Annotated in this window: 12 protein-coding genes; 4 read left to right on the forward strand and 8 right to left on the reverse strand. The window is 72.0% G+C overall.

The window, feature by feature from the left end:
- Nucleotides 1-374 precede the first annotated feature (374 nt).
- A complete protein-coding gene (locus RFN52_RS13650) occupies nucleotides 375-1,277 on the reverse strand; it encodes a LysR family transcriptional regulator (protein ID WP_128433175.1) in 903 nt (300 codons plus the stop codon).
- A gap of 188 nt (nucleotides 1,278-1,465) precedes the next feature.
- Between RFN52_RS13650 and RFN52_RS13655 the strand changes: the two genes are divergently transcribed.
- Nucleotides 1,466-1,771, forward strand: coding sequence for a DUF1330 domain-containing protein (locus RFN52_RS13655; RefSeq protein WP_107456992.1), 306 nt, complete (start codon nucleotides 1,466-1,468; stop codon nucleotides 1,769-1,771).
- Nucleotides 1,772-2,296: 525 nt separating this feature from the next.
- Nucleotides 2,297-2,752: an ASCH domain-containing protein gene (locus tag RFN52_RS13660; protein WP_184846354.1), complete on the forward strand. Its 456-nt coding sequence runs from the start codon at nucleotides 2,297-2,299 to the stop codon at nucleotides 2,750-2,752.
- Nucleotides 2,753-2,782: 30 nt separating this feature from the next.
- Here the strand turns inward: RFN52_RS13660 and RFN52_RS13665 are convergent, their stop codons facing one another.
- Both RFN52_RS13665 and RFN52_RS13670 read right to left on the reverse strand, forming a co-directional pair.
- Entirely contained in the window at nucleotides 2,783-5,185 is a 2,403-nt protein-coding gene (locus tag RFN52_RS13665; protein WP_184846356.1) for a serine/threonine-protein kinase, read from the reverse strand.
- Between the two features lie 107 nt (nucleotides 5,186-5,292).
- Nucleotides 5,293-5,487 carry a hypothetical protein gene (locus RFN52_RS13670; protein WP_031107160.1) on the reverse strand — a complete coding sequence of 65 codons (195 nt, stop codon included), beginning with the start codon at nucleotides 5,485-5,487 and terminating at the stop codon, nucleotides 5,293-5,295.
- A 699-nt stretch (nucleotides 5,488-6,186) separates the two neighbouring features.
- Here RFN52_RS13670 and RFN52_RS13675 point away from each other — a divergent pair.
- The gene (locus RFN52_RS13675; protein ID WP_229856288.1) at nucleotides 6,187-7,299 is read left to right on the forward strand and encodes an acyltransferase family protein; all 1,113 of its coding nucleotides are present in this window, start codon (nucleotides 6,187-6,189) and stop codon (nucleotides 7,297-7,299) included.
- 15 nt (nucleotides 7,300-7,314) lie between these two features.
- Here the strand turns inward: RFN52_RS13675 and RFN52_RS13680 are convergent, their stop codons facing one another.
- From RFN52_RS13680 to RFN52_RS13695, 4 genes are all read right to left on the reverse strand, one after another.
- On the reverse strand, nucleotides 7,315-7,752 hold the full coding sequence (locus RFN52_RS13680; RefSeq protein WP_184853885.1) for an HD domain-containing protein: 438 nt from the start codon (nucleotides 7,750-7,752) through the stop codon (nucleotides 7,315-7,317).
- Between the two features lie 14 nt (nucleotides 7,753-7,766).
- Nucleotides 7,767-10,190 (reverse strand): ABC transporter permease, encoded by a 2,424-nt coding sequence (locus RFN52_RS13685; protein WP_184846360.1) that lies wholly within the window; start codon nucleotides 10,188-10,190, stop codon nucleotides 7,767-7,769.
- Nucleotides 10,190-11,068, reverse strand: a complete 879-nt coding sequence (locus tag RFN52_RS13690) for an ABC transporter ATP-binding protein (RefSeq protein ID WP_229856290.1) — start codon at nucleotides 11,066-11,068, stop codon at nucleotides 10,190-10,192. The genes RFN52_RS13685 and RFN52_RS13690 overlap by 1 nt, the downstream gene beginning before the upstream one ends.
- 120 nt (nucleotides 11,069-11,188) lie before the next feature.
- Nucleotides 11,189-12,367, reverse strand: coding sequence for a PP2C family protein-serine/threonine phosphatase (locus RFN52_RS13695; protein ID WP_184846362.1), 1,179 nt, complete (start codon nucleotides 12,365-12,367; stop codon nucleotides 11,189-11,191).
- A gap of 162 nt (nucleotides 12,368-12,529) precedes the next feature.
- On the opposite strand from RFN52_RS13695, the gene RFN52_RS13700 reads away from it, so the two are divergent.
- Nucleotides 12,530-13,789 carry a GNAT family N-acetyltransferase gene (locus RFN52_RS13700; protein WP_184846364.1) on the forward strand — a complete coding sequence of 420 codons (1,260 nt, stop codon included), beginning with the start codon at nucleotides 12,530-12,532 and terminating at the stop codon, nucleotides 13,787-13,789.
- Nucleotides 13,790-13,818: 29 nt separating this feature from the next.
- Here RFN52_RS13700 and RFN52_RS13705 read toward each other — a convergent pair whose 3' ends face one another.
- Complete coding sequence (locus RFN52_RS13705; protein ID WP_184846366.1) at nucleotides 13,819-14,628, reverse strand: Fpg/Nei family DNA glycosylase; 810 nt, start codon at nucleotides 14,626-14,628, stop codon at nucleotides 13,819-13,821.
- Nucleotides 14,629-15,082: the final 454 nt, after the last annotated feature.

A 15,082-nucleotide genomic window follows, 5' to 3' on the forward strand; every position in this document is an offset into this window, starting at 1 on the left:
CGGGTCCGTAGTGGCGTGCGTGGGGAGCTCCCATCCCGTCCGCCATCGACCCAGGCAGAGCCGAGCAGACGCGGCCCATGGCGTCCAGGTCGTTCGAACAGTGGCGCGCTCCACCTGGACGCCATGGACCACGCCCGCTCCACGGTGTGTGGGTCGACGGCGGACGGGATGGGAGCTGGGGAGAGTGGTGGGTGAAGGGAGATCGCTTGCCGTCCGCAGCACGCGAAGTCACGATCGGGAACCTGGGCGAGGGGGGTCCGTTCGTGTCGGACCTTCAGCAAGACCACCGTCGTCGTCATCACCGCGAAGTCCGCCGGGCGCAGGGTCTTCGGCCTCGCCACCGCAGGCGTCCGTCTCGCTTGATCTCTTGCGCGTCAGTCCGGCAGCCAGTGCAGCTCGTGCGCCAGGGTTTTGGCGACGGCACGGATGCGGCGGTGTAGTGGCGACTGCTCGCGTGGGAGGACCAGGTGGATTGTCAGGCTGGGCGCGCCTCGCAGCGGTCGCCAGGTGAGACCGGCCGGTTGTGCCGTGGCCGCGGCTTCTCCGGCCGGGGCGAGGGTGACCCCGTCGCGCAGGTCGCGCTGAGACATGTCGAAAGAGACTGCGGGCGTGTGGAATCGAGGGTGTGGTCGGGTGTCTCGGAACAGTGCGGACAGCTGATCGTGGATCACGGGGTTGGCCGCACGGTCCGGGAGTCGCAGCGGATATGCGGCCGCGTCGGCGATCTCGATCTCCGGGTGTTCGGCCAGCGGATGGTGCTGCGCCAGCTGGACCCCGATGCGCGCGCGCCGCAGCAGGAACCGGCGCACGCCACGGCCCGGCTGTTCACCGCGGGTGATCCCGGCATCGATGCGGCCGTCGGCGACCGCGGGGGAGATCTCCGGTGTCGCCATCGGGACCGCGCCGACCTCGAGTCCGCTGTTGCCGCGAATCAGCCTGTCCACCAGGGCCGGTGCCGTCTCGGCCCCGGTGCTGAGGCTGTATCCGATGCGCAGCGTGCCCAGTTCACCGGCCGCCGCGCTCCGGGCGGTGTCCCATGCCCGGTCCAGCGCCGCCAGCGCGGGCGGCGCGGACTCCGCCAAAGCCGCACCGGCCGTGGTCAATACGACGCTGCGCGTGTTGCGGACCAGCAGGGCCGTACCGAGTTCCGCCTCCAATCGGCGCATCCGGGCGCTGAGTGCGGGCTGTGCGATACCGATCCGTGCGGCCGCGCGGGTGAAGTTCAACTCCTGCGCCAGCACCAGGAAGTACCGCAGGCTCACCGTATCCGGCGCCACGTGGCCTCCCTGCCGATTGATAACGATCCGTTCTGAGTCTATCCCGTACCGGTCTTTCCCTCGACCGCACATCGAGCCCTAACCTGCGCATATGGCGATTCAATTGACCGCAGTACCTGTCGCCGGGATCGATCGATCTGAGTGTCAATTCGAAGTCGGACGTGTCCGGCCGAACACAGGAGGTTTCCATGGCTAAGGGCTACTGGGTCAGTGTCTACCCCGCCATGTCCGACCCTGAGGGGCTGACTGCCTACGACGAGCTGGCCGGTCCGGCTGTCCAGGCTGGGGGCGGGCGCACCGTGTCCCTGATCCCGTCCCGTGGCGGCCGAGTCGTCGCCCACGAGGCCGGAATCACGCAACGCGTCGTTCTGATCGAGTTCGACAGCTTTGAACAGGCCGTCGCGGCATACGAGAGCGAGGCATACCAGAAGGCGCTGGTGGCCCTCCCCGACGGCGTCGTGCGCGACTTCCGCATCATCGACGGCATCGACTGACCGGCGGGCCCAGCCATCGCTGAGCATCCGTCACCTGATACGCACACGGTGCTGAACGGCGACTCACGAGACGAGTTCGAAGCCATGCCCCTCGTCCCAGTTCGTCGTCGACGGCCTGATCCCTGTCGGGCGGGCCGCGAAGCGGAGTTCGGGGCAGCCGACACATCATTGCCCGACAGCCGACTCGCCTAATGAACGCCCGGGACGTCCCAGACCCCTTCCGCTGTCGTTTGACCAAGCTCCCGACCCAACCCCTCATCGTCACGGATACCGGCGCCGTACGGGTCCGTGGAATCGATCCGCTGCCAAGCGAGCCTGTCGTGCCGGCCCACCGCATGATGTGCGTCACCGACATAGGCGGATCATGGATCACCAGCTGAGTCCCGATCCGCATACGCGATCTTCCAAACTAGCTACGCGGGTTCGATTCCCGTCGCCCGCTCCATACGGCTCAGGGCCAGGCCGGAGGTTCCTTTCTCCGCCTGGCCCTGATCGTTTTCCGGGGTGGGCCGTTACGGTCGTCGTATGGCTTCCGGCTCCTTCTCGCCCGCGGACATCGCCTCGATGCCCAGGGCCGAGTTCGCCTTTCCCGGCTCGCTGCGCGATCGGCTCGTCGCGGCGATCCTCGACGGTTCGAAGACCTCCACGACGGCCCTCGTCGTCGACTACGAGCACGAGGGCGAGCCGATACCCGAGGCCGGGGACCGTTCGGTGGTCATCGACTCGGAGGGGCGTCCGGTCGCGGTCATCGAGGTGACCGGCGTGCGTGTCGTCCCGCTGGCCGAGGTCGATCTCGCCCACGTGGTGGACGAGGGAGAGGGGCACCGCGGCGTGGCCGAGTGGCGGGAGGGTCACGAGCGGTTCTGGCACGGCGATGACGTACGGGCGGCCCTGGAGGACCCGCACTTCACCGTGGACGACACGACGCCGGTGGTTCTGGAGCGCTTCCGTCTCGTCACCGATCTTCGTCCCGCCGGCTGATCGGCGCCGGATGATCCAGCGCCCGCCGCTTCAGAGGGTCCGGACGTCCAGGGTGTAGACGGAGCGGTCGCCGTACGGGACGTACAGGGCGTCCCCGACCAGGGTGAGCGCGGCGCCTGAGGTGTTGTCGGGCTCGCCGCTGTCGTCCCGGCCGGCGCTGGTGCCTTCGATCTTGCCGGTGGAGACGTTCAGGGCGGCCACCCGGCCAGTGGGGGACGCGAAGTAGACGTGCGTGGCGGAGGCGGCCGGCGGGCCCTGCTGCTCCACGGTGGAATTGCTGTCCCAGAGGGTCCGGCCCGTGCGGGGCGAGACCGCGCTGACGCCGCCGCTGCCCCGGGTGAAGTAGACGGTTCCGCGCCGGAGGTGGGCACCGGACGCCTCGGCCTGCTTGGCGGAGACCCGCACGGCGGTGAGCCGGCGCGAGGAGAGGTCGAGCAGGGTCAGGCCGTTGCCGGGCGAGTACGCGCCGGCCAGCACCAGGCTGCCGCCGTCCCGGCCGAGCAGGTCCTGGGCGCCCTTCGTCTCGACCGTCCAGCGGAGCTTGCCGTCGGCCGTGCCGATCTCGGACACGGTGGTCCTGGCTGTGTCCTGCTCCCACCTGCCGGTGGTGCAGATCAGGTAGGCCCGTTCGGCCGCGGCGCGCAGCAGGCAGTTGTCCGCACCCTGTGGCTCGGGGCGCTTCCAGCGGACCTCGCCCGTGCCGGTGTCGAGCAGGGCGTACTGCTCTCCTTGGGCGCCGTAGGACGTGATGACGCCCTCGGGGACCGCGACGGCGCCTCCCTGTCGGCCGTCGGGGGCGCTCGCCGTCTGGCCGTCGGCCGTCTCGGTCCGCCACAGCACCTTCCCGGTGCCGGCGGCCAGGGCGGAGACCGTGTAGGTGAACAGCGGCCCGGCTCCGTCCGCCATCTCCCTCTCGTCCACCTGGTAGGCGTAGACGCGGCCGCGGCCCGTGCCGATGATCGAGCCCTCGTCGCTGGTCAGGCTCTCCGGTGCGGTGGCGTCCACCAGCCGGGTCCATGTGTTGCGGCCCCCGGCCAGGTCGAAGCGGGTCGCCATGACCTGGGCACCGGCGCAGAGCAGGGACGTGTCCACCACGGCGCAGCTCCGGAAGGAGTCGCGGCCCATGCCGCTGTCGAGGCGGTTCGGGACCTTCGCCCGGCCGGCCCACGGTTTCCAGCCGTCGGGGAGGTCGGCCGCCCTGGGGGTGGAGGAGGGCGGGCGGTCCTTGTCGCGGATCAGGGCGACGGTGGTGGTGACGATCGCCGCGAGTGCGAGGGCCGCGGCGGCCGAGACCAGCAGCAGTCCGTGTCTGCGGCGGCCGCGGGTGCGCTCCGGACCGGGGGCGGGCGCGCCGTCCGGGGCGCGGGGCGGCCGGTGCTGTTGCGTCGGGGTCCTGTCGGGCCCGGGGTGCCGCGCCTCGTGCCGCTCGGCGTCCGGCTGGGCGTCCGGCTGGGCGTCCGGTCCGCCGTCCGCCTGGTCGGGCAGGGCGTGGGACGCCTCGCCCCGTTCGGTGCGGGCCGTGTCGGGCCATGCCGTGCCGGCGGGCTCGGTCGGCCGGGCGCCCGGCCACGGACGTACGGGGCGCGGTGCGCGGGTGCCGGGCACCAGGACCGGGCCGGGGGCGCCGCCCTCGCGGAGCAGGGTGAACAGTTCGTCCGCGGCGGGGCGGTCCTTCGGGTGCTTCTCCAGGCAAAGGCGGATGAAGGGGAGCAGGTCGCCGGGGACGCCGGTGAGGTCCGGTTCGCCCTCGACGACCCGCAGGGCCGTTTCGTAGGGGCTCGGGCTGTCGAACGGGCCGCGACCGGTGGCGGCGTGGGTGAGGACCGAGCCGAGGGAGAACATGTCGGCGGCCGGGCCGACGTCCTGCGGGGAGGCGAACTGCTCCGGGGACATGAAGGGCGGGGTGCCCATGACGCGGCCGGTCTGGGTGAGGGCGTCGGAGGCGGCGTGGTCGGCGGCGCGGGAGATGCCGAAGTCGATGACGCGGGGGCCGTCCTCGGCGAGCATCACGTTGGCCGGCTTCAGGTCGCGGTGGACGACTCCGGCGCGGTGGATGTCGCGCAGGGCCTCGGCGAGGCCGGCGGCCAGGCCGCGCAGGCGGGGCAGCGGGAGCGGGCCGTGCTCGCGGACGTACGTGCCGAGGTCCGCGCCCGGGATGTAGAGCGTGGCCATCCAGGGGTGCGGGGCGTCGGCGTCGGCGTCCACGACGGGGGCGGTGAAGGCGCCGCTGACCCGGCGGGCGGCGGCGACCTCGCGGCGGAAACGGGTGCGGAACTCGTCGTCGTCGGCGTACTGGCTGTGCACGACCTTGATCGCGAGGCGTCGGCCGGAGGCGGAGCGGGCCAGGTAGACCACGCCCATGCCGCCGGATCCGAGGCGGTCCTCGGTGCGGTAGCCACCCACCTCCGCCGGGTCGGAATCGCGCAGCGCCATCCCCGTACGTTCCCCCCGTCACGCACCGTCCTGTGGTCGGGGCGAGCGTAACCGCCCCTGCGCCGGGCCCGAAGCGCGGGGCGCGGGAGGAGGCGTCGGCGTCCCGGTCAGAAGCTGATGGAGTTGATGGTGTCCGCTATCGAGTTGAGGAACCGGTTGATGGACGGGGCCATGCCGGTCGAGGCGAGGAAGAAGCCGAAGAGGATCGCCACGATCGCCGGCCCCGCCTTGATGGATCCCCCTCTCAGCAACACCACAAGGATGATCGCCAACAGCAGCACCACAGACAGTGAAATGGCCACAACTGATCACACACCCTCGGTCGGTCCGCTCTCCCGGCCCGGGGACGCGACCCCGCGCACCCCCGCCAGAACCATCGTGCCACCAACACGGCCGGGCTATGCGGCCGGTGACGCATCGACCACACACGTGTCGCGCCCACCCGCGCGGGGACGCATGTGCGCAAGGCCCCAACGCCGAGCTGTCGCACGGGAATTCGACGAGCCACCCGCACAGAGAATTCGACCGTATCGTTTCCGTCTCCACACAACGCGTTCGCAGCTAATTCGAATTGCTGCCACAAGCCCCTCAACAGCCGTTCGAGGCGGGGCCCGGAGAGGACGGAAGCGGACATTCCACTGGAGTCGCCTGCTGGTCTTATGCGTCACTTAGTCCGGAAGTATCCTGACAAGCAGGACCTGGATGGTGCGCACAATCCGCCCTCGGACGATGTGTCGGCCATCACTCCGACAGTGACGTCAACTACCCGTAATCCGGGGTACCCGCAGCGAATAGCCAGGAATCACTTCCGGCGTTTTACGAATAGCTGTTGGGAACGCTAGGGTGCCTCAGATGTTCCACGCTGCCTCGTCCCCCGCACGCGCAGCGAGGTCCCGGATCGTCTCCCCGAGCTCCTGGTGGGAGGGTCTGTGACGAACTCGCTGCGACCGAACGGCGACCGCAGGGCGCCACTTCCCCCGGCACAGTCACCGGCCGACGGAGTGCCGAGCCCGCGCTCGCCGCACAGCACGCAGAAGAAGCAGAACGGCAAGCAGCGCGACGCGTTCTTCGACAACGCGAAGTACCTCGCGATCGTGCTGGTGGCCATGGGCCACGCCTGGGAGCCGCTCAAGGGCGACAGCCGGATACTGGAGGCCGCGTACCAGGTCGTCTACGCGTTCCACATGCCGGCGTTCATCCTCATCTCCGGCTACTTCTCCCGCAGTTTCGACATGCGGCCCGACCGGCTGAAGCGCCTGATCACCGGCGTGGCCGTGCCGTACATCATCTTCGAGACGGCCTATCCGCTCTTCAAGCGGGTCATCGACAACGACCCGCACCAGGAGATCAGCATCCTCGATCCCTGGTACCTGACCTGGTTCCTGGTCGCGCTGTTCATCTGGCGTCTGACCACCCCCATCTGGAACCTGGTGCGCTGGCCGCTGCCGCTCGCGCTGGGTCTCGCCATGCTGGCGACCGTCACCCCGGAGATCGGCGACGACCTGGACCTGCAGCGCGTTCTGCAGTTCCTGCCGTTCTTCGTGCTGGGCCTGGTCATGAAGCCCGAGCACTTCCACATGGTGCGCACCCGTGCGGTGCGGATCGCCTCGGTGCCGGTGTTCGCCGTCGCGCTGGCGTTCAGCTGGTGGGCGGTGCCGCACATGAACACCGCGTGGTTCTACCACCGGGACGCCGCGCAGGAGCTGGGCGCCCCCTGGTGGGCCGGCCCGGTCATGGTGCTCGCGATGTTCGGCTGCTCCCTGGTGCTGACCGCCTGCTTCTTCGCCTGGGTGCCGCGCCGCCAGATGTGGTTCACCGCCCTCGGCGCCGGAACGCTCTACGGCTACCTGCTGCACGGCTTCCTGGTGAAGGCCGGCGACTACCAGGGCTGGTTCGAGGCGTCCTGGCTGCACCGGCCGGCCGGTGAGATCCTCGTGACCGTCCTCGCGGCCGCCGTCGTGACCGTGCTGTGCACCAAGCCGGTGCAGCGCATGTTCCGGTTCGCGATGGAGCCGAAGATGGACTGGGCCTTCAAGAGGGACGCCGCCGAACTCGCCCGCGAACGCCAGAGCGCCGAGCGGCGCGAGCGTGAGCGCGAGAAGGTCGACGCCTGACCCCCACAGCGGACTTCATCCGACGAGACCGAGAAGCGCGCGCATCCGTGCGTACTTCTCGGTCAGTCGTTTCCGGGTCGCCTCGTCGAGGACCGCGAGACGGGCCGGGTCCGCGTTGTGTGCCAGGTCCGACTCCTTCACCACCAGCGCCCCGGGCGTGGCGAGGATCCGCGCGGCGTACGCCTCCGGCGGCTCCCCCGCCCGTTTGGTGACCGCGAGGACGATGTCCTTCGTGCGGCTGCTCAGCGCGGCCTCGCGCAGCCACTGTGCGGAGAGCGCGTCGTCCTCGACCGCGTCGTGCAGCCAGGCCGCCGCGATCTGCTCCTCGTCGCCGCCCCGCGCCCGTACGCCCTCCGCCACCGCCCGGAGGTGTTCGGCGTAGGGCCGTCCGGCCTTGTCGGTCTGGCCGGTGTGCGCGGCGCGGGCGGTGGCCTCGACCTGGGCCAGGGTCATACGGGATGTCTCGGTCACCGCTCCAGTGTCTCCCCGCGCAGCGCCGCCCGGGCCGGCAGGGTGACCGCGGCCAGGCCGAGGGCGAGGATCGCCGCGACGAACGAGCCGTACACGAGCGGGGGGATGTACGGTCCCCGGCCCGTCAGGCCCCTCATCATCGGCACCAGCGTGGCCAGGGCGATCGCCGTGCCGAGCGCGATGCCCGCGACGGCGACCAGAAGCGCTTCCCAGCGGACCATGCGCAGCACCTGACGTCGGGTGGAACCCAGCAGGCGGAGCGTGCCCAGTTCGCCACGGCGGTCGAGCACCGTCATCACCAGGGTGTTGACGGCGGCGACCGCAGCGAAGCCGCCGAGGACGGCCGCCATGACCGTGTTCGCCCAGGCGTTGAGCTCACGGTCGAGGGACTGGGCGGCGGTGTGGTCGGCGCGGTCCCTGACGTGGCCGAGCGGGGCGAGCGCCTTCGCCGTACCGCCCTTGACCCACAGTTCGGTGTCGAAGGCGGAACTGACGTGGCGGGCCAGATCACCACGGTTCAGGGTGACCTGGGACAGGCCCAAGCCGCGGCCGTACGTCGCCGCCACCAGCGGGGTGGCTCCGGTGCCGTCGGGCAGACGGATGCGGATGCGCTCGCCTACCCCCACGTTCGCGTTACGGGCGACGGACGCGTCGAGGGCGATCTCGCCCGGCTTCAGCGACAGCCGGCCCCTGTCGATGTCCAGGTCCTGCACGGCGGCCAGGTCGCGAGCCGAGCCCGTGACGCCCTGCGCGGAGACCGGGGTCAGCACTCCCGAGCTGCGGACGAGGACGGACGTCCGCAGCAGGCCGACGGCCGCGGTGACCCCGGACGTCTGCCCGGCCCGTCGCACGGAGTCCGGCGGCAGGGCGCCCTCGTCGGCCGTGACGATGTGATCGGCGACGATGCCCTCCCGCTGCTGCTCCGCGGTGGCCCGGTCCTCGCTGGTGTGCAGGAAGACCAGCACGGAGGAGAACGCCATGGCGAGCACGATCGGGGTGATCGCGGAGGCCAGACGCCGCGCGTTGGTGCGGGAGTTGGCGGCGGCCAGGGCTGCGGGGGCTCCCGCACCCCGCAGCGGCAGTCCGAGCAGGGACGCGCAGGCGCGGGCGATCAGCGGGCCCAGCAGGGCGACGGCCAGCATGAACAGCATGACGACGCCGAGGGCGGCGTTGGCCGCGTCCTCGCCCGACTCCGAGGCGGCCAGGCCCGCGCAGACGAAGCCGCCGGCCGCCGCCGCCACGCCGAGCGGTGTGCGGACCCAGCCCGGGCGCAGCCGCTCCACGGACGCCTCGCTCAGTGCCTGGCCCGGCTTGATGCGCGAACTGCGGTGCGCCGCCGTGTATCCGGCGAGCAGGGCGGTGAGCAGGACGGTCCCGGTCGTGACGGTGAGGGGGATCCAGGAGACGGCGAGACGGACGGGTTCCGGGACGGCGCCCTTGTCCTTCAGCTGCCCGAACCACCAGGCGGCCAGGGCGATTCCGGGCAGGCAGCCCAGCGCGCCCGCGACCGGCGCGACGAGCAGCGCCTCGGTGGCGATGGTGCGGCGGATCTGGCGCGGGGTGGTGCCGACGGCGCGCAGCAGGGCGAACTCGCGGGCACGGCGGCCGACCGCGAGGGCGACGGTGCCGGCCGCGGTGAAGACGGCGACCATGGCGGCGACGCCGCCGAAGGAGCCGCCGATTCCGATGAGGACCTCGCGGGCTTCGGCAAGGGCGGGGTTCTCCACGGTGCCGCGGTCGTCGCCGGTGTGGATCTCGGCCCGGCCGCCCAGGGCGCGGGTGAGGCGGGAGTCGAGGGCGGCGGCGCCGACTCCGGGGTCGGGAAGGACGGCGATGGCGTCGACGCGGTGGGGGCGGCCGGAGACGCGTACGGCTTCGGCGTCGCTGAACCAGACCGTGTCCCGGGCGGCGGCGGTACCGGAGACGCGGTACGTGCGGGGGCCGTCCGGGAGAGTGAGGGTGACCGTGTCTCCGGTCGAGGCGTGTCCGCCGCCGGCGAGGACGACTTCGCCGGGGCCGGGGGCGCGGCCGGTGGTGAGGCGTTCGCCGGTGAAGGCGGTGGAGCCCCAGCCGTGGGCGGTGAGCCTGCCTTCGGGCGTGAGCACCGGGAAGGAGACGTCGGGGATCGCCGCGTGCACTCCGGGGACCGCGGCGGCCTTCGCGACCAGGGAGTCCTCCAGGCGGGCCCGGTCCGGCACCGCGCTGCTCTCGTCCTGCTTTCCGGCCCGCTGCTCGGCGGCGGCCACGGCGGGGACGCGCGCGTAGCGCTCGGGTGGCACCGAGGCGCGCACGCCCGTCTCCAGCAGGATGCCGCAGGCCGACACGATCGTGGCGGCCAGGACGAGGGCGACGAAGGTGCCCACGAACGCGGCGGGACGGAACCTGAGGGCCGCGCGGGCGAGGCCGTTGGGGGCGAGCATCAGGCGGCTGCCTTCGTGTGGGCGCGCGGGGCGGCCAGGGAGGTCATCCGGGCGGCGATGCGGTCGGCGTGGGCCCGGTCAGGGCCGTGACCGGCAGCGGCCTCGCGGTCCAGGCCGTGACCGGCAGAACGGTCGCGGTCCAAGCCGTGACCGGCAGCGCGGTCGCGGTCCAGGCCATGACCGGCAGCGCCCTCGCGGTCCAGGTGGTCGACGATCTCGCCGTCCGACAGGAACAGGACGCGGTCGGCCCAGGCCGCGGCGGCCGGGTCGTGGGTGACCATGACGACCGTGGCGCCGTGGGTGTCCACGGCCCCGCGCAGGAGGGTGAGGATCTCCGTGGCCGTGGTGGTGTCCAGGGCGCCCGTCGGCTCGTCCGCGAAGACGACGTCGGGGCGTGTGACCAGGGCGCGGGCGATGGCAACCCGCTGCTGCTGGCCTCCGGAGAGCTGGCCCGGGCGGCGGCGGGCCTTGTCCGCGAGGCCGACCTGGTGCAGCACCTCGGCGGCGCGGCGGCGGTCGGGGCGGTGCCCGGCCAGGCGCATCGGGAGGACGACGTTCTGCTCGACCGTGAGCGAGGGCAGCAGGTTGAAGGCCTGGAAGACGAAACCGATGCGGGTGCGGCGCAGGGCCGTGAGCTTGTTCTCCTTCATGCCGGTGATCTCCGTGCCGCCCAGGCGGACCGTGCCGGCCGTGGGGCGGTCGAGGCCGGCCGCGCACTGGAGGAACGTGGACTTGCCGGAGCCCGAGGGGCCCATCACCGCGGTGTAACTGCCGTGCCGGAGGGTGAGGTCGACGCCGCGCAGGGCGTGCACGGCGGTGCGGCCGCGTCCGTAGCGCTTGCGGATGCCGTGCAGTTCCACGGCCCAGTCGCCTGACATGTGTGTCCTTCCGGATCCGAGTCGTCCGCACCGGTGCGCCGGTGTGTCTCGAACGTACGGAGCCGGAGGGTGGCCGGGCCATGAGGACGGCCGCCGAACCCACCGGGGGAAAACCCCACCTCAGCGGGGAACGGTGGCCGTCGGGCCCTCTCGGCAGATCAGCAGCAGGGCCCGGTCGTCGTTGACGTCCTTGGCCACGGCCTCGATGAGATGCCAGGCGGCGCCGTGGAAGCCGCCGGCCACATAGCGGTCGGCCTCGCCGGTGAGGCGGTCGATGCCCTCGACGATGTCTCGGTCGGCGGTCTCCACCAGGCCGTCCGTGAACAGCATCAGCACATCGCCCGGCCGCAGCGAACCCTTCACTGGGTCGAACTGGGCGCCGTCGTACACCCCGAGGAGCGGGCCCTCGGCCGCCTTCTCCTCCCAGCGGCCGGTGCCGGCGCTGAGCTGGAGGCCCGGCGGGTGGCCCGCGGAGTAGAGCTCGTAGTCGCCGGAGTCCAGATCGAGGACCAGGTGGATGGAGGTGGCGAAGCCCTCGTCCCAGTCCTGGCGCAGGAGGTAGCCGTTGGCGGCCGGGAGGAAGGCGTGCGGGGGGAGCGAGCCGAGCAGGCCGCCGAACGCGCCGGACAGCAGCAGGGCGCGGGAGCCCGCGTCCATGCCCTTGCCGGAGACGTCGGTGAGGACGACTTCGAGCGTGCGGCCGCCGTTGGTACGGGCCGCCACCACGAAGTCGCCCGAGAACGACTGACCGCCCGCCGGGCGCAGGGCCATCTCCCGGTGCCAGCCGTTCGGCAGATCGGGCAGCTTGCTCTGCACCCGGATGCGTTCACGCAGGTCGAAGAGCATGGTGCCGCCGCGCCGCCAGGGCACACCGACCCGGCTGCGGAACTGAGCGAGGAGCAGCCCGAAGAAGCCGCAGGCCGCGACCACGAGCACGACGCCCGGGGTGACCCGCGACGGGCCCTCCGTGTACGGGCCGAGCTGCACCGACTCCACGATCAGTGCCGTGGCCGCCGCCGCGTACAGGCCCAGCAGGCTCGCCGGGCGCAGCAGCAGACCGCCCACCACGACGGGCAGGACCAGCGCGGCCGGTGAGAACCACACCGAGTTCGCCAGCGTGGCCGACGCGATCACGGGAACCATCAGGAGCAGACCGGCCAGGGCGATCCAGTCCGAGCCGTTGCCGCGGAAGTAGTCCACGGCGGCGCGGCGCACGCCGACGCGGACCCGGTGCCACTGCTTCTTCAACCGGGCCGTGAACGTATCGGCTTCCGCACGCCGCTCTCGTCCTGATGCCATTAGTTCGGGACCCTATCCATCGGACCAGCCGCTTGGCACGGGAGGTCCCACTTGTCCCCCGTCCGAGGGCCGACTTCACAGTGAACTTCACGGCGCGCCGCTCCGCCGCCCTCCGGGAGAAATTCCCTCGCTCGTCCCGCATCGCCCTGGTAGGCATGGCCCATGGCGACTGACGCGACCGGCTCCGCGCCCGGCCTTCGGGTACTTCGGCGTGATGATTGGGACAAGTGGTACGACACTCTCATCCGGGGCTTCGGAGGGGTGCCGGAGTCCACCGAGGAGCGGGAGTTGTGGAACTCGCTGACCGAGATCGACCGTTCCCTCGGCGCCTGGGACGGCGACGAGTGCGTGGGGACGGCCGGGGTGTTCAGCTTCCGGCTCACGGTGCCCGGCGGCGCCTCGGTACCGGCCGCGGGCGTCACCATGGTCAGCGTGGCCGCCACCCATCGCCGGCGCGGGGTGCTGACCTCGATGATGCGGCGGCAACTGGACGACGTCCGGGCCTCGGGTGAGCCGCTGGCCGTGCTGACGGCCTCCGAACCGGCGATCTACGGCCGGTTCGGATACGAGGCCGCCACCTTCCACTTGAACGCCGAGATCGACACGACCCGGGTGCGGCTCACGTCGCTGCCGGCGGGCACGGATGACGTGCGGGTGCGGTACGCGGTTCCCGCCGATGTACTCGACTCGTGCGAGGCGGTGTACGCCCGGCTGGTCCCGTCGCGGCCGGGGATGCTGGCACGGCAGCCCGGCTGGGAGCGGCTCGAGTTGCTCGACCCGGAGAGCGACCGGGAAGGAGCGTCGCCCCTGCAGTGCGTCCTCGCCGAGCGGGACGGCGAGACGGTCGGGTACGCGCGCTTCCGCGTCAAACCGGACTGGGATGCCGCCGGGCCCGACGGCACGGTGATCCTACAGAGCCTGGCCGCGCTGGACCCCGCCGCGGACGCGGCGCTGTGGCGGTTCCTGTTCGGCATCGACCTGACGTCGTCGCTGGTGGTGCGGAGGCGGGGCCGGCCGGTGGACGAGGGGTGGCGGCACTGGGTGTCCGACATCCGGCGGTGCCGGCCGCAGCTGCTGGATTCGCTGTACCTGCGGCCGGTGGACCTGGGGGCCGCACTGGAGGCGCGGACGTATCAGGCGCCGGTGGATGTGGTGTTCGAGGTGGAGGACGCGTTCTGCCCCTGGAACTCCGGGCGTTGGCGGCTCAGAGGGGATGCGAAGGGGGCGTCCTGCGAGCGTACGGCGGATGCGGCGGATCTCGCTTTGTCCATAAGGGAGTTGGGGGCCGCGTACCTCGGGGGTGTGTCGCTGGCCTCGTTGGCGGCGGCCGGGCGGGTGCGGGAGGTACGGCAGGGGGCGCTGGCGGAGGCCTCCCTGGGGTTCGGGACCGCCGTGGCTCCGTGGTTGCCGCACGGCTTCTGAGGGCGGGGGGGCCTCACCGGCTGGGGTGCTCAGGGGCATTGGCAGGACGGGCACCAGAAGAGGTTGCGGGCGGCGAGGTCGGCGGTGCGGATCTCGCCGTCGCAGATGTGGCAGGGCAGGCCGGCCCTGCGGTAGACATACACCTCGCCGCCGTGGTCGTCCACGCGGGGCGGGCGGCCCATCGCCTCGGGGGTGTGCTCCGGGCGGACGGTGTCGATGCGGTTGTTGCGGACGCCTTCGTGCATGAGGTCGACGAGGTCGCTCCAGATCGCGTGCCACTCGGTGGGGGTGATGTCCTTGCCGGGACGGTACGGGTCGATGCGGTGCCGGAAGAGGACCTCCGCGCGGTACACGTTCCCGACGCCGGCGATGACCTTCTGGTCCATGAGGAGGGCGGCGATCGTCGTACGGCTGCGGGTGATACGGCGGTACGCGGTGTCCGGGTCGGCGTCGCCGCGGAGGGGGTCCGGGCCGAGGCGGTCGTGTATCGCCTGCTTCTCGGGGGGTGTGATGAGGGCGCAGGTGGTGGGGCCTCGGAGGTCCACGTAGGCGGTGTCGTTCGCCAGGCGGAGGCGGACGGTGTCGGTGGGGGGCGGTTCCGGGGCCGGGCCGAAGGTGACCTTGCCGAAGAGGCCCAGGTGGATGTGGATCCAGTCGGTGTCACGGAAGCCGAGGAAGAGGTGTTTGCCGTGGGCTTCCGTGTGGGTGAGTTCCGTGCCGGTGAGGAGGTCGGCGGCGGGGGTGAACTTGCCCTGGGGGCTGGTGGTGCGGGGCTTTGTGCCGAGGAAGGCGGCCGCGTAGTCCTGGGACAGGCGGTGGATGGTGTGGCCTTCCGGCACGGGGTCTCCCTGGTCGTTGCGGTTGCCTGCCGGCGGCCGGGACGGGCGGCGGGCTGGGGTCCCGGGCCGGCTCGGCCCACCCGTCTGCCCGGCGCGGTCCTTCGAGACGTCTCGGGGCTGCGCCTGGGCAGGGTTTGCCCACCCGCCCGCCCTACACGGTTGAGTCGAGAGACGAGGTCGCCTCGGGGCTCCGCCCCGGACCCCGGCGGGGACTTCGTCCCCTGCACCCCTCTCGGGGGCTCCGCCCCCATACCCCCGCGGGGGGCTGCTCCTGACCCCCGGCAGAGCTCCTGTCCCCAGCAGAGCTCCGGCCCTGCCGGCGGGCGGAGCTCCCCGCTCGTGGCAGGTCTTGCGCCCCCTGCCGGGGGGCAGCTCTCGCCCTGCCAGAACAGAAGTCCAGCCCCTGCGGGAAACCCGCAGCACAGCGTGACTTCCGCCCCGCCCCGACCCCCGA

The organism is Streptomyces collinus, from assembly GCF_031348265.1.
GTDB lineage: Bacteria > Actinomycetota > Actinomycetes > Streptomycetales > Streptomycetaceae > Streptomyces > Streptomyces collinus.